The organism is Muricoccus radiodurans (genome assembly GCF_050154705.1).
GTDB classification, from domain to species: Bacteria; Pseudomonadota; Alphaproteobacteria; order Acetobacterales; family Acetobacteraceae; genus Roseomonas; species Roseomonas radiodurans.
In genome coordinates, this window is sequence record NZ_CP189561.1 from 3,547,300 (window position 1) to 3,565,660 (window position 18,361).

An 18,361-nucleotide genomic window follows, 5' to 3' on the forward strand; every position below is an offset into this window, starting at 1 on the left:
GCCGCATCAGCGGGCCGGGTCGGTCCCGGCGCCCTGATCCCCGGAGGTCTCGGACCACCCCTTCTCGTCCAGGGCGATCACGCGCGGGCCGAGGGGAAGCTCCACCGTGCAGCGAACCCCATCCGGCGTGAACTCCAGCGTCGTGTCCGCGCCCAGGTCATAGGGCAGGCCGCGCTCGATCAGCTTGCGGCCGAACCCGTGCCGGGCGGGCGGAAGGTCCGACAGGGGCACGCCGTTCTCGCTCCACTCCAGCACCAGCCACCCGCCGCCATTGTTGCTCGTCACGCGCCACCGGACCGTGACGCTCGCATCCGCGCGGGACAGGGCGCCGTGCTTGATCGCGTTCGTGGTCAGCTCGTGAACCGCCAGGGTGAAGGCCTCCGCCGCCTTGTCCTTCAGCAGGATGGCCGGCCCCTCCACCACCACCTGGCCGCTCTCCCGCCCGAGGCTGGCCGCCAGCTCCTCCCGCACCAGCTCGTCCAGGCGGATGCCCCCCGCCCCGCGATTCGCCAGCAGGCTCTGCGTCCGCGCCAGCGCGTCGATCCGGCCGGAGAAATGCGCGCCGAACTCCTCCAGCGACACCGCGTCCTGCAGCGACCGGCTGGTGAGGGAGCGCACCACGGCGAGGATGTTCTTCACCCGGTGCTGCAGCTCGGCCATCAGCAGCGATTGCTGCGCGGCGGCCCGGCGGCGCTCGTCGACGTCCTGCGTCACTCCCATGAGCTTGCCGTCATGGCGCGCGCCGCTGAAATGGGCCCACACCTCTCCCCGTCCGCCCATCAGGCGAACCTCGACGTCGAGCGGCTCATGGGCCTGGATCGCCCCGTCGAAGGCGAGGGACAGGCGGTCCCGGTCCTCCGCCTGCGCGGCGGCGACCAGCGCGGCGAGCGAGGCGGGCGGCGCGAAGCCGAAGGTGCTCTCGAATCCCTCCGAGTGGACGAAGCGCCCCGTCGCCACCTCCAGCTCCCAGACGATGATGCGCGCCGCCCGGGTCGCGAGGCGGGCCCGCTCCTCGGCGGCGCTCTGGGCGCGCTGGGCATTCGTCGCCGAGGTGACGTCGAGGAAGGTCAGGACCGTGCCGGCGATGAAGTTGTCGGTGCTGCGATAGGGCAGGACGCGCACTTGATAATGCGGCCCCTGGGATGCGCCGATCTCCCGCTCGATCGTGGTCAGGGTTCGCAGCACCCGGCGCACGTCGTCGTCCAGCTCGGGATAGGGCACGCGGGCCACGATATGGCCGATCGGGCGGCCGATATCGCCCTCGATCAGGTGGAACAGCTCGGTCATGCCGGGCGTGAAGCTCTTCACCCGGAACTCGTTGTCGAGGAAGAGCGTCGCGATCTGCGTCGCCTCCAGCAGGTTCTTCAGGTCGCTGTTGGAGCGCCCCAGCTCGCTGATGCGGTGGGACAGCTCGCCGTTGACGGTCTGCAGCTCCTCGTTGACCGATTGCAGCTCTTCCTTGGAGGTCTGCAGCTCCTCATTGGCCGATTGCAGCTCCTCGTTGACCGACTGGTACTCCTCGTTCGAGGATTTCAGCTCCTCGTTCGTGCTCTCCAGCTCCTCGATCGTCGCCTGCAGCCGGTCCCGCGTGACGCGCAGCTCGCCTTCCAGCCGCGCCACATGCTCGTCCCGCAGCACGGCGGGATCGTGGAGCGGGTCCACATCCTGCATCAGGTCCGCGCCGTAGTCGTGGAACAGCACGACGAAGCTCGGGGGATCCTGCGGGTTGTCCACCAGGGGCTCCACCGAAAGGCCCACGCGGCGCGCCTCCCCGTTCGTGCCCATCCGCAGCGGCGCCACGCGCACGGTCCGGCGGTCCGCCGCGGCGCGCAGCAGGGCCGCGCGGAGATCCAGCCGCAGGTCGCGGTGCACGAGGTTGAGCAGGTTCAGGTTCGCGGCGCCGCTGATCGGGTTCAGGAAGGGCCCGGTCCGCCCGGAGAAGTTCAGGACCTGGTGCTCCTCGTCCACGATGACGTAGGCCGGGGCGTAGCGCTCGACCACGCGCTCGGCCCGTTTTCCCAGGTTGGGCACGGCGGCGGCCCGGAGCGGAACGGCCGCCTCGCCCGGCAGGCGCGGGACGTCCGCGCGGGCGCCGAGGGGAAATTCCGGCAGCACGCGCGCGGTCGTGTCGAGCCGTCGGAAGATGCGGTTCTTGCGGTCGATCTGCTGGAACAGCTTCGCCTGGCGGGTGACGTTCTCCGACGGCCCGAGGAACAGGTGCCCGCCGGGCCGCAGCGCGAAGTGGAACAGGGGGATGACGCGGTCCTGCAGCTCCGGGTTGAGGTAGATGAGGAGGTTGCGGCAGGAGATCAGGTCCACGCGGGAGAAGGGCGCGTCCCGGATGACGTTGTGCGCGGAGAAGATGCACATCTCCCGCAGGTCCCTGTGGATGCAGTAGGTGGCACCCTCCTTGACGAACCACCGCGCCAGCCGCTCGGGCGGGACATCCTTCGCGATGCTCTCTTGGTAGCGCCCGCTGCGCGCGACGGCCAGGGCGCGGGCGTCGATGTCGGTCGCGAAGATCTGCGTGTGCGGCGGCGCGTCCATCTGCGCCGTCGCCTCGCGGATGAGCATGGCCAGGGAATAGGCCTCCTCCCCCGTGGAGCAGCCCAGCACCCAGATCCGCAGCGTGTCGCCCGCCCCCTTGCCCCGCAGCAGCTCCGGCAGCACCCGCGCCTCCAGCGCGGCGAACTCGGACGGGTCGCGGAAGAACTGGGTGACGCCGATCAGCAGGTCCTGGAACAGGTCCTGCACCTCGTCCGGATCGGCGCGCAGCCGCTCGACATAGTCGTCCAGGTCGTCGATCCGCAGCACGTGCATGCGGCGCTGCACGCGGCGCAGGAAGGTGTTGACCTTGTAGCCGTGGAAGTCGTGCCCGGTGCGATTGCGCAGCACGGTGGCGATGGCGGGGATCCGGCTCTCCCCGTCCCGCAGGATCGTCACGGCCTCCGCGGTCTCGTCCAGCTCCCGCAGATGCGCGACATAGGTCAGCAACTGGTTGGGGATCTCGGCCAGGGGCAGCCGCTTGTCGGCCATGCCGGACGCCCCCTCGATCGCGCTCGGCTCCGGCTCCCCCTGGCCCGGCGCCGCCTCGGCCAGGGCCAGGCCGCCGCACGCCTTCAGCCGCGCGATGCCGAGGCTGCCGGCATCCTGCAGCGCCGCCAGGATGATCCCGACGGCGGCCTGGCCCTGCTGCTCCGCCAGCGAGATGAGGAAGCTGTCCACCGTCCCTCGATGGCCCGGCGCCTGCTCCGTCTCGGCCAGGCGCAGGTGCCCGTCCTCCAGCGTGGTCATCATCCCGATCGGCGCGACGGCGATGCGGTTCGCCTCCAGCCTCTCCCCGTCCACGGCCAGGTGGGCGGGGGGGCCGCCATGCGCGTTCAGGACCCCGATCAAGGCCGCGGTGTCGAGCGGATCGGCCGATCCGGACACGATGATGAAGGCGGCGCCGCTGTCCACCGGCATCAGGGCGAAGAGCTGCTCCAGCGACCGGAAGGCGGCGGTCGAGGCGACCAGGCCGACCACCGCCACGGGCTTCACGGCCTTCTCTCGCCCCCCCGGCGGATCCTGCTCGAACACGACGGAACTCCTCGATCGTCCGGGATATTATCCTGCCATCGGCGGGGTCGCTAAAGCGGCTGCGATGGCTTCGGGCGCGCCATGCGCAATTCCATCGTCGCGGCGCGACGCAGGGTGGCAGCATAGCCCGCATATTCGGCCGCCCGCGCCTCGTAAAGCTCGGCCACCGCGGTGCGCCCGGCCCCGCGCGCGTCCCGCGCCATGCGGGTGACCAGCTCCACCCGCTCCTCCATCATCCGCATGGCGATGCGGACGGCCTCGCCCACCCCCTCCTCCTGCGCCGCGACCACCGCCTCCGCGGTGAAGGCGTGGCCGATCTGGCAGCGGTAGCGGAGCGGCCCCCCGACCTTCATCTCCGACAGCACGCCCTGGCAGTGGGGGCAGGTCAGGGTGGAGGGCTGCGCCACGCTCCGCAACTGGTCCGATCCCAGCCGCCGCCCGGCCGCGATCGCCACCTCCAGCTCCAGCTCGGGGGATGCGGGCCCGGCCGGCCCCGCCGGCGTGCCCATGACCGCGGTCACCAGCCCCGCCAGCTCGTCCACCCGGCCGACATGGTCCACCTCCACCGCCTCCAGGGCGGCGCGCGGCATCTCGTCGGCCTCGGCATCCAGCGGGTGCTGCACGACGGTCACGCCGCCCGCCGCCTTCACCGCGTGCAGCCCGGCGGCGCCGTCATTCATCAGCCCGGTCAGGATCAGGCCGGCCACCCGCGGCCCGTAGGCGAGGGCGGCGGAGCGGAACATCGGGTCGACCGCCGGGCGGGCGAGGTTCTCCCGCGGGCCCGTCCCGAGCACCACCGTGCCGTCGATGAGCAGGAGGTGGCGATCCGGCCGGGCCACCGTGACGCGGCCGCGCTCCACCGGCTGGCCGTCCACGGCCTGGCTGACCGGCAACGGACCGGCCGCGCCGAGCAGCTCCGCCAGGTAGCCGGGGCCGGCGCTGGGAACATGGGTGGTGATGAACACCGCGGCGGGCAGGTCCGCGGGGAGCCCGGCGATCAGGCGGCGGAGCACGGCCCCGCTGCCCGTGGAGCCGCCGATCACGAGGATGTCGCGTTGCGCCATGGCCGCCCCACCACGCCAGCCTGGCGCTGTCTTCAGCAACCGCGCGGCCCGGCCAGGGTTGCGGTCCCCGCCGCCGGCGTCAGCCCCCCGGCCCGCCGAGCGCCACCCTCTCGCCGAAGGGCACGCGGATCACGCAGCGCTGCCCGTCCGGCCGCGTCTCGAGCGAAGCTTCGGCCCCGAGTTCGTAGGCCAGGGTGCGCTCGATCATCTCCGTCCCGAAGCCGCGCCGTCGCGGCGCGGGCGCCGGCGCCGGGCCGTTGCTCTCCTCCCAGACCAGCCGGAGCATCCCGCCGCCCGGCCGGTCCGGCGCCGGCTCCACCTCCCATTCCACCTGGATCTGCCCGTGGGAATCCGACAGGGCGCCGAACTTCACCGCGTTCACGGTGAGCTCGTGCACCGCCAGCCGGAGCATCTCGGCCGCCTTGAGCGCCAGCCGCACCGGAGGGCCCGAGAGGGTGAGCCGGTCGCCCTCCCGCGCCGCATGGGCCAGCAGCTCATCCGCCAGAAGCTGGTCGAGCGACACGCTGGCCGAGAGATCGCCCATCATCATGGACTGCGCGCGGCCGATCGCGTCCAGCCGGCCGTCGAAGTGCATGACGTAGTCCTCGGCCGTCTCGCTCGTCTCCCCCGTCCGGCGCGCCACGGACCGGATAACGGCGAGCACGTTCCGGACCCGGTGCTGCAACTCGCTCCGGAGCACCGCCGTCAGCCGCTCCGCCTCGGCAAGGCGGCTTCGCAGCCCCGCGTTCTCCGCCTCCAGCGTGGCCGCCTCCTCCGGGACGGACGCGCCGGGATCGGGCGCTCCAGCATCATCCTGCTGCATCGGGCACGCCTCTCACAGTCTCGGCTTGTATCCCGCGAGCCACGACGGGAGCGGCGGCGCCCCGTGCCGCAAACCTGCAGTCAGGCGCTTCAACGGGTGGGCGCGATGCGGGTTCAGCCCTCATTCGTGTCGAACTGTCGTCCTTCCCGGTCAAGGTGCAGGTAATTCACGTTGAACCCGGCAGCATCCTGCAGCGCCGCCAGATCGGGGATGACCAGCTCCTTGCCGCGCAGCACGATCAGGCCGCGGCTGCGCAGCTCCTGCACGGTGCGGTTGATGTGCACCGTGGACAGGCCGGTCGCCTCTCCCATATCGGCCTGGGTCAGCGGCAGCTCGCAGCGGCCGCCCTCCGTCAGGCCCACGCCGCGCAGGCGCAGGAACAGCTCGCAGAAGAGATGCGCCACGCGCTCCAGCGCCGAGCGCTGCCCGAGGTTCAGCGTCCACTCCCGCTGCATCGCGGCCGTGACGAGCTGTTCCCACAGCAGCGCCTTCGCGACGCGGGCATGGGCGTCCATCACCCGCTCGATCGCCGCGGGCGCGATCTCGGCCAGGGTGACGGGCACGATCGTGCCGATCGAATGATCCATCTCCCGCAGGAGAAAGATGTTCAGGTCGCAGAGGTCGCCGGGCAGGAGGAACGCGACGATCTGCCGCCGCCCGTCCTCCAGCATCTTGTAGCGGCACGCCCAGCCCGAGAGGAACAGGCGAAGGCAGGTCGGCGTGTCGCCTTCCCGGACGATGTCGGTCCGCGCCGCGAATTGGCGGATGCCTTCTCCCGTCAAGCTCGAGATCGCGAGGCGGTCCCCCGGGGACAGCCGCGTGAACTGCCCAAACTTGCGGGCGACAAGGTCGTTGGTGGACAGGCTCAAGCTGGTCAGTGATCCTCGGGGCCGGCAAGCTGAAGGAGACGCCCCGATGTGTCCAGGAAATCCCGCCCCGGCACGCACGGCCTCCGTCCCGGCCACGCAGCAGGACGCCGCCGATACCCTCTCGCCGCTCGCCGGGCGCCGCGTGCTCGTCGTGGAGGATGAGTACTTCCTCGCCGACGACCTCGCGAACGCGCTCCAGCAGTCCGGGGCGGAGGTGCTGGGCCCCGTGCCGACGCCCAGCCAGGCCCTGGCGCTGCTGACGAAGGGCGCACCGCCGGATGCGGCGGTGCTGGACGTCAACCTGCGCGGCGAGATGATCTATCCGGTGGCCGACGCGCTCCGGGACCGCGGCGTGCCCTTCGTCTTCGCCACCGGCTATGATCAAACCGCGATCCCGACCGCCTACCAGGCCGTGCCGCACTGGGAGAAGCCGCACAACCCGAGGGAGCTGATCCGCGCCCTGTCGTCCCTCCTGGCCGGTCGCTAGCGCACGTTCCGTCATCGCCGGGCGCTCCGGCGACCGCCGGCGCCGCGAACGCGTTCCTGCCGCCATCGCGCGAGCTCCCGCGCGGTCGCGGCACGCGGTTCAGCCGCGCTCCCGCTCCCGGCTGACGGCGCACCTCCCGCCCTGAGCCGAGGCGGACAGGGTGAGGTACTGGCGAACCACCTCCTGGAGGAAGGCGGCCGCGATCTCCCGCTCCCCTTCCGTCGCACGGCCGGCCAGCTCCGCCATCTCCGCGGCGACATAGGACCGGATCCCCGCCTCGGGGAGCGCGCGGAAGACCGGGTCGGCGCCCGTCCACCAGGGCGTGCAGCGCGCGCCGAGCGTCCGGAGGAGATCCTGCCGGATCGCCCGGGCCGTCCTGAACGCTTCGAGGAGATCGCGTGCCGCGGACAGCGTCTTCGGCGATGAACGCCGCTCCAGGCGGCGCACGAGGGCTTCCTGCTGGGTGATGAGATCATCGTCGCGCGCCATGTCCTGCTCAAGGCGCGTCAGGATGCTCGCGATGGTCCGACCTCCGTTTTCCGGAAGCTTCTTCGGATTCGGCCGCGCAGGAAAGCGCCCCTTCCGCGCCGGGGGCCGGAGCGGTGCCTCCGGCCTCGCACGGTCCGGCCCCCGAAGGGAGGAGAGGCGGGCCACGGCAACCACGAACCCGACGCGACGTTCTGCGGAGGCACTCAGACCGCCTGCGTCAAGGCTCCGTCCCGGTCGCAGGCCCTCATCACGGGACGTGCGCCTGCCCCTCTCCGAAGGCCGGAGGCGTTGACGAGTGACCGGCCAGCCGTCCCGAAGGAACCACGCAACGGTCCAGGAGACGCGCCATGCCATCCCGAGCCACTTCCTTCCTCCGGGTCACCGTGCTGCTCGCCGGCACAGCCGCCCTTACCGCGCTTCCCCTGCAATCCTGGCTTGGAGGCTCTGACGCCGCCTGGGCCGCCGGTGGTGGCGGAGGGGGCGGTGGCGGCGGCGGTGGCGGTGGCGGCGGGGGTGGCGGCGGTGGCAATGGGGGCGGCAACGGCGGCGGGAATGGCGGCGGGAATGGCGGCGGGCACGGGGGCGGCAACGCCGGTGGCAATGCGGGCGGTCACGGCGGGGGCGTCGGGTCGGGCGGCCAGTCCGGCGGCGGTTATGCCGGCGGCGTCGGTGGCGGCTTCGGCGGCGGATTCGGCGGCCGGGGCGACCACAGCGGCATGGCCACCGCCTCCCCGGGCGTGTCGCTCGGCTCCGCGCCGGCCGGCCTGGGGGGCTATGGCGGGCGCGGCGATCACAGCGGCATGGCGACAGCCTCGCCGGGCGTGGGCCTCGGCTCGGGCGGGAGTGGCCGCGGCGGCTATGCGGGAAGCGCGGCGGCCTCCATGGGCGTCGGCGGCGGGCGGGGCGGCTATGGCCGCGGCGACACGGCGGGCCTCGGGCGCGGAAGTTCCGGTTATGCGGGGCGGTCCGATTCCGGCCGCGCGTCCAACCGCGGCTCCCTGGCGAGCGCCCTCGGGGCGCTCAACGCCGCCCACGCCTCCCCGACGGCGCGAGCCAATGCCGCACCCAACTCCCGCGTCGGCATGATCGCCTCCTACGAGCGGTCGATGCTGTCCGCCCTCTCGATGCCCGCCGTGACGCCGGCACAGAGGGCGGCACGGGAAGCCGCGATCGCCCAGGCGCGGTCCCAGGACCTGTCCCGGGCGGCAAATCGTTCGCTCACCCCGACGGTGGTCGCCCGCGTCGACTCCCTTCTCGGGCTGCCCACGACCGACCCCTCGCTCGGCGTCACGCGATAGGGACGGACTGACCGCCGGGCCCCGCGGCCCGGCCCGGCGGCGCCCGGCGGCCGGTTCCCGGGCCCGCTCAGACGATGCCGCCCTGCCCCGCCAGCGCCTCGCGCACGGCCGCCGCGGACGGGGAGCCGCCCCGCGCGCCCAGCGCGGCGGCGACGCCCGCCGCCTGTCCCGTCGCGAAGCCCGTGCCCATCACGCGCACCGAGCCATAGGCCGCGTCATCCGCGCCGATCACCCGCCCGCCCAGCCACAGGTTCCCGATCCCGACCGGCCGCAGTGCGTCGAGCGGCACGTCGAAGAACCCCTCGCCGCCCACGTCCTCGAACACCGACTTCCCCGGCGCGAGATGCACCTCCATCGGCCAGGCCGCGCGGGCGACGCCTTCCGGCGACCGGCGCCCCTCGCGCCCGTCCTGCTGGGTGAGGATCAGCCGCGCCGCGGGCCGCCGCGTCTCCCGGATGCCGAGCTGCGGCCCCGTGCCGATGAGATAGGCGCGCTCCATCCCCGGCTGCCGCCGCAGCGCCGCGACGAGGGCTGCGGCGAGATGCCGCCCCCGGCGCTCCGCCGCCGACAGGCTCTCGGCCGTCAGCCCGTCGGTCGCGAGGTCCACGGCCATCCACCAGATCTCGGGATTCGTCGTCTGCCGGATGATCACGCCCCCATCTGCCCGCACGCCCGCCCCCTCGGAGGCCGCGACGGCTGCCGCCGCGGCGGCGAAGGGCGCGCGGTCCAGCGGGCCGTCGCCCTCCACGCCGCCGACCCGGAAGGGATAGCTCGCGGGCTGGACATGGTCGCCGCGGACCGAATCCACCGCGGATCGCACGCCGGCCAGCGCCGCGAGCGTGCCCTCCCCGCTCGTGTCGGCGAAGGCGCCTGCCACGACGATCCGGTCCCCCGCATGGTCGGTGATGCGGACGTGGCGCAGCACGCCGTTCTCCGCCTCCGCCCCGGTGACGCGGGCGTGCAGCAGCGACGTCACGCCCGCATCCTCCAGCACCTCGTCCAGGACGAGCTTCAGCGCCTCCGGGTCGAACATGACGATCCAGTTGCCGGAGCGCGCGCGGAAGGGCGCCACCTGCCCGCCGCGGCGCGCCAGCCGCGCCATCACCTCCGCCCCCACGCCGCCCACCGCCCGGACCGGCTCCGGCCGGTTCACGTAAAGGCCGCAATAGGTCAGCACGCCCGCATTCGTCGCCGCCCCGCCGAGGAAGCCGTGGCGCTCGGCCAGCAGCACCCGCGCTCCCGCGCGCGCGGCACCGACCGCCGCACCGATCCCGGCCGCGCCGCCGCCCGTCACCACCACGTCGTAATCCGGCATCCCGCCCCGTCCCGCGATCAGGCGCCCAGACTGGACGGCACCGCCGCCGGATACCAGCCGCCACCGCGGGCACGCCGGTCAACCGCCGCCCCGCGTTGGTTCACGCGCCCGCCCGCCCCAGGGCGACCGTCCGGCCCGTCGCCGCGCTCCTCTTCACCGCCTCGATCACGCGCAGCGTCTCCAGCCCTTCCCGGCCAGAGACGAGCGGCGCCTCGGTGCCGCGCACGACACGGCAAAGGTGGCGAACCTGGCGGCGAAGCGGATCCTCCGCCTCATAGGCCAGGCGCTCCGCCTGGATCGGCGCCCACCAGGACCGCGCGCCGCGATGCCGCCAGAGATCGAGCGAGGGGATGGAGAGGGACGCGTGCGTCCCGCCGATCTGGTAGCAGGCCTGATCCGTGTGGGGGTAGGCCGGGTTCTCCCCTGTCGTCATCTCCCACGACCAGGGCGCCACGACCGTGTCCGACACGCTCATCGTGCCGAGCACGCCATTCGCGAAGCGCAGGAGGATGGCGGCCGTGTCCTCCACCGCGTGTCCCCGGACCGCGTTGCTCTCATGCGCGGTGACGCTCTCGACCTCCCCGCAAAGATGGCGCAGCAGGTCCACGTCGTGAATGAGGTTGAGCAGGACCGGGCCGGCGCCCTTCTCCCGCCGCCACGCGGCGTCGAAGTAGTCGTCGGGCTTGAACAGCCAGAAGCTTCCCTGGACCGTGAGAACGCGGCCGAGACGCCCCTCCTCGATGGCGCGCTTGGCCGCCGCGATCATTGGGTTGTAGCGGCGGTGATGCCCCGTCAGCAGCGGCACGCCCGCCGCCTCCGCCGCGGCGACCAGCCGCTCCGCCCCGGCCACGTCATCGGCGAGCGGCTTCTCCACGATGCAGGGAATGCCGGCCGCGACGCAGGCCAGCCCGTTCGCCACATGGAGCTGGTTCGGCGTGGCGATGATCGCCCCCTCCGGCCGCCGGCCGGACGCGAGCATCGCGGAAAGATCTGGGAACCACTCGGCCCCGATCCCCTCCGCGAAGGCGCGTCCCGCCTCGGAGGGATCCAGCACCGCATCCAGAGACGCCTCGGGCTCCGCCAGGATGTGCTCGGCATGACGCCGGCCGATCAGGCCGGCCCCCACGACGGCGAGGTGAACGGGCTGCATCGCCTGCCCCCCTCAATCCGTCCCCTTGATGCCCAGCGCCCCCACCAGCGCCACGTAGCGGGCCTGTTCCGCGCGCATGAAGAGCGCGAGCTCCTCCGGCGTGCCGCCCGCCGGCTCGGCCCCCAGCAGCGCGAGGCGCTCCCGGATGTCCGCTTCGCCGAGGATGGCGGCCGCCGCGGCGTTGAGGGCCGCGAGGGCGGACACGGAGGTGCCGGCCGGCGCCAGCAGGCACCCCCAGGAGGTCGCGCCATAGCCCTCGAAGCCGCTCTCCGCGACCGTCGGCAGTTCGGGCAGCAGGGCGGAGCGGCGCGGCCCGGCCAGGGCGAGCGCGCGGAGCGCCCCCGCCTGCACATGGGGCTGCACGGCCGCATAGGCGTCGAACATCATCTGCGTGCGGCCGGCCAGCAGGTCCGCATGCGCGGCCGTGGAGCCGCGATAGGGAACATGCTCCATCTCCACATTCGCGCGGCGCAGCAGGTCGGCGGCGAAGATGTGGGGGTTGGAGCCGTTGCCCGAGGAGGCATAGGCCGCGCGGCCGCCCTGCGACCTCGCCCAGTCGAGGAAGGCGCGAAGGTCGCGCGCGGGATGGGACGCCGGGACGACCATCACGAGCTGGACGTTCGCCGTCAGGATGATCGGCGCGAAATCCGCGATCGGGTCATAGGGCAGCGTCGGGAAGAGCGCCCGGTTCACGACGTGGGAGGAGGCGACGAGGGCGAGGGTGTGCCCATCCGCCGGCGCCTTCGCGACGAGGTCCGTGCCGATGATGCCCGAGGCACCGGGACGGTTCTCCACGAGGCCCGGCTGGCCAAGCCGGGCACGGAGACGCTCGGCGATCAGGCGGGCGGAGATGTCCGAGGCGCCGCCGGCGGTGTAGGGCACGACGATCCGGATCGGCCGATCCGGCGCCCAGCCCCCCTGGGCGCGGGCGATGGCCGGGATGGCAAGGCTCGCGGCCAGGACCCCGCGGCGTGAGATGGGCATGGTGGCTTCCTCCGTGCGCGGAGGGTAGCCGGACGGCGGCGGGCGTGAACTCCCCCTCGCGCCGCTCCTCCGGGATCATGGGGACCGGGGCATACCGCCCGGCCGCAATCCTTCCTACGCTGCGTCCCACCCCTGGGGAGAGCGCGCCTTGGACGACCTGCGGATCGTGTCCCTCCGACACTGGCTGGTGCGGGTGCCCTTCCGGACGTTGATCGAGTGGGGCTCCGGCACCCGCAGCGGCGCGACGCGGCTAATCGTCCGGGTGGAGACGGCGGGCGGCACCGTCGGCTGGGGCGAGACGATCTGCCTTCTGGACGCGATCCCCGCCGTGCTGGACCGCGCCGTGGCGCCGATCGCGCTGCGCCACCGCGTGGACGAGGCGGAGGCCTTCTCCCGTCACGTGCTGGGCGCCGGCTACTACCACCACAAGCGCGCCGCCGTGATGGCGATGGCGGCGGTGGAGATGGCGATGTGGGACGCGCTGGGACGCGCCTGCGGCCGGCCGCTGCACGCGCTGTGGGGCGGACGGTTCCGGGAACACGTTCCCATGGTGGGCTACATCCTGGCCGCCGCGCCCGAGGACGCCGCCGCGGCAGCGCGCGGGCTCCTGGCCGCCGGGCATCGCTCCTTCAAGGTGAAGATCGGGATGAGCGAGGCGACCGACGTGCCGCTGGTGGCGGCGGTGCGCGCGGTGATCGGCGACCTGCCGCTGCGCGCCGACGTGAACGGCGCCTGGACGCCGGGCACGGCAAGGCGGCTTCTCGCGAAGCTGGCGCCCTACGACCTGTCCTGGATCGAGCAGCCACTGGAGCTGGACGACCTGATCGGCCACGCGGAGCTGCGGCGATCCCAGCCCGTGCCGATCGCGCTGGATGAGAGCGCCTACACGCTGCAGGACGTGGGCAACATCGTCCGCATGGGCGCGGCCGACGTCGTGCTGCTCGACCCGCACGAGGCGGGCGGGTGCTGGGCCGTGATCAAGCAGGCCGCCATCTGCGAGAGCGCGGGCATCCCCGTGACCCTGCACTCCGGCGGGGAGCTCGGGCTGTCGCAGGCCGCCTACCTGCACCTCGCCGCCTCCATCCCGAACCTCATCCACTCCGTGGACACGGAGCGCGCCTATCTCTCCGCCGACGTCGTGCGGGAGGAGTTCCTGCTGGAGGAGGGCAGCTTCCCCGTGCCGGCCGGACCCGGCCTCGGCGTGACGGTGGACGAGGCCGCGCTGGATCGTTTCACGGTGGAGCGGATCGAGGGCGCATACCTCGATCCAAAGAGGCCGGATTGGTTCCCGCTGAAGCCCGCCTACTGAGGACGCCGCCGCGCATCCGGCTTGCCGACGACCGGCACGGTCACGCGTTACGCAGGCCAGGCGGAAGGAGATCCGGCATGCAATCCATCGTGTGGGCGACCCTCGGGCTGTGGGCCGCAACCCTCGCGACCGTGGCCTGCACGGGTTAGCGGCGGCCTTGACCGGCCGCGCGCGGATCGCGCGCCCGCAGACGGGCGCCGCGACGCCACGGCGCGGGCTTACCGCGCCGGACTGAGCTGGGCGGTCTGGAACGCCCTGGCCTGTCCCGGGGAGCCCGCCGTCGCCGAGACGACCACGTGGAAGCGCTCGCCCGTGTTCGCCGCCGTCGCGCCCCGGGCCGACCAGGGAATGGTCCGCACCGCGGCGGCCCGCCCCGCCCATTGGTCCAGGACCTGGATGCCCGTCGCATCCTGCCCGAGGTAGATCGCGGCGTGGCTGCTGCCGTTCCGTGCATTGGCGTAGCGGCCCGACGCGTCGAAGGTCGCGATGGCCGTCCCGGGCTGCAGCGCGACGTTCCCGCGCACCGCCGCGCCGCGGCTCCAGCCCCGCGTCGGGCCGATCGCCGGGTTCGCGGCCTGGACGAGCGCCACGCACTGGCCGGAGCCGACGGACCGGCCGAACAGGCCTGACAGCCCGTTCACCGCCGCCCGGCGCGCGGGGCCGACCGGAACGGGCGCGCTCTGCGCGGCCGCCGCCGATCCCGGCGATCCGACCGGCGACGGCCTCACGGGACGGCTGGAGAATCCCTCCTGCAGACGCAGCAGCGACCGCATGGAGGCGAGATCGACCGGAAGGCTGCCCGTTCCCATCCGAGACGGCAGGTCCGGAAGAGTGAACGCCATTCCCGGCCGACGGACCGGCGGTCCGTTGAGCGTCGGGACAGGGGAGCCGGTGCTGGAGGAGATGCTCGTCACCGATGCACCTCCCGTTGTGATCGCGCCGCCGCGGACCGCCGCATGAGAGCCACCCATTCTGGGATCTGACGGGTTACGGCTAAGGGAAGATGATTGAGCCGCGGTTAAGCGGTGGCTGACCGGCTGCACGCCATTCCCGGGATGGCGTGCAGCGATGAACCTTGGCGGCGGCTCGCGGACCCTTGCCTCAGAAAGCCGCTGCTCCGTCGGCAGGACGCTCGCCTCAACCGGCCAGCCCCGCCCTCACCGGAAGGGAATCGCGTACATCAGTCCGCCCGCGTTCCACAGCCCGTTCAGCCCGCGCGGCAGCTTCAGGCTGCTGCCCCCGCCGACGTTCCGCTCGAACACCTCGCCGTAATTCCCCACCGCGCGGATCGCGTTCAGCATCCAGCGGTTGTCGAGGCCGAGGCGCGCCCCGAACTCCCCCGTGGTCCCCAGCAGGCGCTGCGCCACCGGTGGCCCGCTGCGCGACATCTCCTCCGCATTCGCCTGGGTGACGCCGGCCTCCTCGGCCTCCACCAGCCCGTAATGCACCCAGGCCACGATGTTGGACCACTGGTCGTCGCCGTTGCGGGTGAACGGGCCGAGCGGCTCCTTGCTGATCGTCTCGGACAGGACGACGTAGTCGGCCGCGTTCGGCGCCGCCGTGGACAGCGCGCCGGCCAGCGCCGAGGCGTCCTGCGTCATCGCGTCGCAGCGCCCGGCGAAGAAGGCCTGGTACATCGTGTCCACCCGCTCGAACACCACGGGCTGCAGCGTGATGCGCCGTGCGCGGGCCACGTCGCCCAGCGTCACCTCATGCGTCGTGCCCTGGGCCACGCAGACCGTCGCGCCGTTCAGCCCGTTCACGTCCCGCACATTGGCATCCCGCCGCACCGCGAAGCCCTGTCCGTCGTAGAAGTTCACCGGCCCCTGGTTCAGCCCGATCGAGGCATCCCGCAGGAAGGTCTGGGTGGAGTTCCGCAGCAGCACGTCGATCTCGCCGGACTGCAGGGCGGTGAAGCGGTTCTGCGCGGTCAGCGCGACGAAGCGCACCTTCGTCGCATCCCCGAGCACGGCGGCGGCGATGGCGCGGCAGTAGTCGGCATCCAGCCCGCGCGTCTCCCCGCGGCTGTCGGCAACGGAGAAGCCGGCGAAGCCGGTGGAGACGCCGCAGGCCAGCGTCCCGCGCTGCCGCACCGTGTCGAGCGTCGCGGCCGAGGCCGCGGCGGTGAGGCCGATGGCCGCCGCGGCGGCCAGGAGAAGGCGTTTCATGAGATCTCTTCCTTGGGGTTCGGTTTGAACCGGTGGGCCTGGTGACTCCGGGGAGAGAGAAGGAATTCTCCCTCTCCCCGGACCCCACGCCCTCATCTTTTTCTACCAGGCTGCCGCGAGAGGCGGAAACGGGCTCGCTCCCCCTGTCAGCCTTCCGCAGCAGCCTCGAAGAAAGAGATGAGAGGGGGCCGGGGGAGAGAATTCCTTCTCTCCCCCGAAGGCCACGCGTGCCACCGGTCAGAGAAAAGCGCGCGCGATCAACGAAATCGACAACAGCGCAAGCGGCAGGAAGGTCAGCATCATCCCCGCCACCCGAAGCTGGTACACATGCACCGCGCCCCCGATCGCCAGCGCATGCAGCACCCGCCCGACCAGCAGCGACAGCCCGGCCGCGTGCAGCAACCAGGATGACGCACCCATCAGCTCCGCGATGAGGAGCAGGACGAGGACCATCGGCACGTACTCGGAAAAATTGCCGTGCACGCGCACCGCGCGCTCCAGCGCCGCGACGCCGCCGGTGCCCAGCATCACCTTGGCCTGCCCGCGCGCCATGATCGTGCGCACCGACAGCGCCAGGAACAGCAGCCCCAGCAGCCCGGCATAGAGCGGCGTCGCCTGCGGCATCATGCGGCGAGCGCCGCATCCACGGCCGTACCCAGCCGCTCCACAACGAGGTCGATCTCCGCCTCCGTCGCGATGTAGGGCGGCGCGAGCAGGACATGATCGCCGGCTCTCCCATCCGCCGTTCCGCCTCCGGGATACACGCCCAGGCCGCGGGAAAGCGCCTCCTCCTTCACGCGCAGGTTCAGGCGGCGCGCGGGATCGAAGGGCTTCCGGGTCGCGCGGTCCTCCACGAACTCGATTGCCTGGAACAGCCCGCGTCCCCTGATGTCGCCGACATGGCGGTGGTTGCCGAAGCGCTCGGTCAGCCCCGCCTCCAGCCGCGCGCCCAGCACCTTCACCCGGTCCAGCAGCCCCTCTTCCGCGATGACCTTCTGCACCGCGAGCGCTGCCGCGCAGGCCACGGGATGCGCCAGATAGGTGTGCCCATGCGCAAAGGCGCCCGAGCCCGCCCGGATCGGCGCGATCGTCCGCTCGTTCAGCAGGATCGCCCCGATCGGCTGGTACCCACCGCCCAGCCCCTTGGCGATCGCCTGTATGTCGGGCGCGATCCCCTCCTGCTCCCACGCGTGCAGCGTACCGGTGCGGCCCATGCCGCTCATCACCTCATCGAGGATGAGCAGCGCGCCGTGGCGGTCGCAGATCTCCCGCACCGCGCGGAAATAGCCGGATGGCGGCGGCACGCAGCCCGCGGTCGCGCCCACCACCGTCTCCGCGACGAAGGCCGCGACGTTCTCCGGCCCCAGCCGCTGGAACTCCGCCTCCAGCTCCGCCGCCAGCCGCGCGACATAGCCCGCCTCGTCCTCGTCGTCCCGCATGCCGCGATACGCGAAGGCCGGCGAGACATGGCTGAACGTGTCCGCCAGCAGCGGCGCATAGGGCGCCCGCCGTGCCGCATTCCCGCCCGCCGCCAGCGCCCCGAGCGTATTCCCGTGATAGGACTGCCGCCGCGCGATGAAGCGCGTCCGCCCCGGCTCCCCCTTCTCCACGAAGTGCTGCCGCGCCAGCTTCAGCGCAGCCTCCATCGCCTCCGATCCGCCGGAGACGAGATAAGCCAGCGAGAGCCCACCCGGCTCATGCCCTACCAGCACCTCCGCCAATTCCTCGGCCGGCCCGGTCGTGAAGAATCCGGTGTGGGCGTAGGCCAGCTTTCCCGCCTGCGCCTGCACCGCCGCCACCACGGCCGGATGGTTGTGCCCCAGGCACGACACCGCCGCCCCGCCGGACGCGTCCAGGATCTCCCGCCCGTCCGCCAGGTGCAGCCAGGACCCCTTCCCCCCCACGGCGGTGGGCGGCGCCCCGTTCAGGGATCGGTGCAACAGGCGGGACGTCATGCTCGGGCCTCCTCGGGCGCATAGCGGGACAGTTCGGACAGGCGCGCCTCGGTCTCCCGCAGCCGCGCCAGCGACGCGGCGCCGCCGGCCGCGAACACCGCGGCGGCCAGGGCCTGGGCGAGCGAGACAGCCCCCGTCAGGGAATGGAAAAAGCCCGGCCCATCCGCCTCGAAGCGCAGCAGATGGGCCGCGCCGCGCGCGACCGGCGCGGCGGGGGAATCGGTCAGCGTCACCAGTGTCGCGCCCGCACTCCGCGCCGCGGCGGCGGTCCGCACCGCCTCCCGCGAATAGGGCGCGAAGCTCGTCACCACCACCGCGTCCGCGGGCCGGAAGGCATCGAGGTCGAACTCCTCCGGCCCTTCCGCCCCCACCAATCGCGCCTCCGGCCGGAACAGCCGGAGCTGGTAGTGGAGCAGCCCCGCCACGGCACGGCAGGATCGGAACCCGGCGCACCACAGGCGCGGCGCCTTGTGCAGCGCCCGGGCTGCGGCGGCCACCGGCGTCGGGTCCAGCGCCGCGACCGCCGCCGCATCGGCCAGGAGCATCGCCGCCGGCAGATCCTCCTGCCCCGACCGGGCACGGGCGGAGAAGGGCGCCGCCGGCCGCTGCGCCTCCACCAGGGCCGCCCGCAGCGGTTCCCACCCCGCATAGCCCAGCGCCTGGGCCAGCCGCGTGAAGCTGGCCGGCGTCGCCCCGGCGGCGGCGGCGAGGTCCCGCATCGACCGCGTGGTCGCATCGAAAGGGTGGTCCGCCAGGAACCGCGCGGCATGTCCCAGCCGCGGCGGCAGACCCGGCAGGACCTCATGCAGGCGCGCAAGCGGACTGGCCGGCTTCATGAAACGATCAGATCATCAATCCCGGTTTTATGCAA

16 protein-coding genes are annotated in these 18,361 nt (G+C 72.9%); 3 read left to right on the forward strand and 13 right to left on the reverse strand.

The features are described 5' to 3' along the window. Positions 1-6 precede the first annotated feature (6 nt). The 4 genes from ACP6CK_RS16845 to ACP6CK_RS16860 all read right to left on the reverse strand — a co-directional run bounded on the left by ACP6CK_RS16845 (position 7) and on the right by ACP6CK_RS16860 (position 6,335). The gene (locus ACP6CK_RS16845; RefSeq protein ID WP_426954455.1) at positions 7-3,579 is read right to left on the reverse strand and encodes a CheR family methyltransferase; all 3,573 of its coding nucleotides are present in this window, start codon (positions 3,577-3,579) and stop codon (positions 7-9) included. A 50-nt stretch (positions 3,580-3,629) separates the two neighbouring features. Further along, on the reverse strand, positions 3,630-4,643 hold the full coding sequence (locus tag ACP6CK_RS16850) for a chemotaxis protein CheB (protein ID WP_426954456.1): 1,014 nt from the start codon (positions 4,641-4,643) through the stop codon (positions 3,630-3,632). A 79-nt stretch (positions 4,644-4,722) separates the two neighbouring features. Then, positions 4,723-5,466: a sensor histidine kinase gene (locus tag ACP6CK_RS16855; RefSeq protein ID WP_426954457.1), complete on the reverse strand. Its 744-nt coding sequence runs from the start codon at positions 5,464-5,466 to the stop codon at positions 4,723-4,725. Positions 5,467-5,579: 113 nt separating this feature from the next. Further along, positions 5,580-6,335 carry a Crp/Fnr family transcriptional regulator gene (locus ACP6CK_RS16860; protein ID WP_426954458.1) on the reverse strand — a complete coding sequence of 252 codons (756 nt, stop codon included), beginning with the start codon at positions 6,333-6,335 and terminating at the stop codon, positions 5,580-5,582. 46 nt (positions 6,336-6,381) lie between these two features. Between ACP6CK_RS16860 and ACP6CK_RS16865 the strand changes: the two genes are divergently transcribed. After that, on the forward strand, positions 6,382-6,822 hold the full coding sequence (locus ACP6CK_RS16865; RefSeq protein WP_426954459.1) for a response regulator: 441 nt from the start codon (positions 6,382-6,384) through the stop codon (positions 6,820-6,822). A gap of 99 nt (positions 6,823-6,921) precedes the next feature. Here ACP6CK_RS16865 and ACP6CK_RS16870 read toward each other — a convergent pair whose 3' ends face one another. Continuing rightward, positions 6,922-7,311 carry a hypothetical protein gene (locus ACP6CK_RS16870; RefSeq protein ID WP_426954460.1) on the reverse strand — a complete coding sequence of 130 codons (390 nt, stop codon included), beginning with the start codon at positions 7,309-7,311 and terminating at the stop codon, positions 6,922-6,924. A gap of 347 nt (positions 7,312-7,658) precedes the next feature. Between ACP6CK_RS16870 and ACP6CK_RS16875 the strand changes: the two genes are divergently transcribed. Beyond that, positions 7,659-8,609, forward strand: a complete 951-nt coding sequence (locus tag ACP6CK_RS16875; protein WP_426954461.1) for a hypothetical protein — start codon at positions 7,659-7,661, stop codon at positions 8,607-8,609. A 67-nt stretch (positions 8,610-8,676) separates the two neighbouring features. On the opposite strand, the gene ACP6CK_RS16880 is transcribed toward ACP6CK_RS16875, so the two are convergent. The 3 genes from ACP6CK_RS16880 to ACP6CK_RS16890 all read right to left on the reverse strand — a co-directional run bounded on the left by ACP6CK_RS16880 (position 8,677) and on the right by ACP6CK_RS16890 (position 12,058). After that, entirely contained in the window at positions 8,677-9,924 is a 1,248-nt protein-coding gene (locus ACP6CK_RS16880) for an FAD-dependent oxidoreductase (protein ID WP_426954462.1), read from the reverse strand. 100 nt (positions 9,925-10,024) lie between these two features. Continuing rightward, positions 10,025-11,074, reverse strand: a complete 1,050-nt coding sequence (locus ACP6CK_RS16885; RefSeq protein WP_426954463.1) for a Gfo/Idh/MocA family protein — start codon at positions 11,072-11,074, stop codon at positions 10,025-10,027. A gap of 12 nt (positions 11,075-11,086) precedes the next feature. After that, the gene (locus ACP6CK_RS16890; protein WP_426954464.1) at positions 11,087-12,058 is read right to left on the reverse strand and encodes a Bug family tripartite tricarboxylate transporter substrate binding protein; all 972 of its coding nucleotides are present in this window, start codon (positions 12,056-12,058) and stop codon (positions 11,087-11,089) included. A 148-nt stretch (positions 12,059-12,206) separates the two neighbouring features. On the opposite strand from ACP6CK_RS16890, the gene ACP6CK_RS16895 reads away from it, so the two are divergent. Continuing rightward, positions 12,207-13,367 carry a mandelate racemase/muconate lactonizing enzyme family protein gene (locus ACP6CK_RS16895; RefSeq protein WP_426954465.1) on the forward strand — a complete coding sequence of 387 codons (1,161 nt, stop codon included), beginning with the start codon at positions 12,207-12,209 and terminating at the stop codon, positions 13,365-13,367. Positions 13,368-13,585: 218 nt separating this feature from the next. Here ACP6CK_RS16895 and ACP6CK_RS16900 read toward each other — a convergent pair whose 3' ends face one another. From ACP6CK_RS16900 to ACP6CK_RS16920, 5 genes are all read right to left on the reverse strand, one after another. After that, the gene (locus ACP6CK_RS16900) at positions 13,586-14,281 is read right to left on the reverse strand and encodes a BPSL0067 family protein (RefSeq protein ID WP_426954466.1); all 696 of its coding nucleotides are present in this window, start codon (positions 14,279-14,281) and stop codon (positions 13,586-13,588) included. Positions 14,282-14,524: 243 nt separating this feature from the next. Beyond that, complete coding sequence (locus tag ACP6CK_RS16905; protein WP_426954467.1) at positions 14,525-15,535, reverse strand: amino acid ABC transporter substrate-binding protein; 1,011 nt, start codon at positions 15,533-15,535, stop codon at positions 14,525-14,527. A 237-nt stretch (positions 15,536-15,772) separates the two neighbouring features. Further along, complete coding sequence (locus ACP6CK_RS16910; RefSeq protein WP_426954468.1) at positions 15,773-16,162, reverse strand: MAPEG family protein; 390 nt, start codon at positions 16,160-16,162, stop codon at positions 15,773-15,775. Continuing rightward, positions 16,159-17,490, reverse strand: coding sequence for an aspartate aminotransferase family protein (locus tag ACP6CK_RS16915; RefSeq protein WP_426954469.1), 1,332 nt, complete (start codon positions 17,488-17,490; stop codon positions 16,159-16,161). Before ACP6CK_RS16915 ends, ACP6CK_RS16910 begins: the two co-directional genes overlap by 4 nt. Then, entirely contained in the window at positions 17,487-18,326 is an 840-nt protein-coding gene (locus ACP6CK_RS16920) for a MurR/RpiR family transcriptional regulator (protein ID WP_426954470.1), read from the reverse strand. The genes ACP6CK_RS16915 and ACP6CK_RS16920 overlap by 4 nt, the downstream gene beginning before the upstream one ends. Between the last annotated feature and the right edge of the window lie 35 nt (positions 18,327-18,361).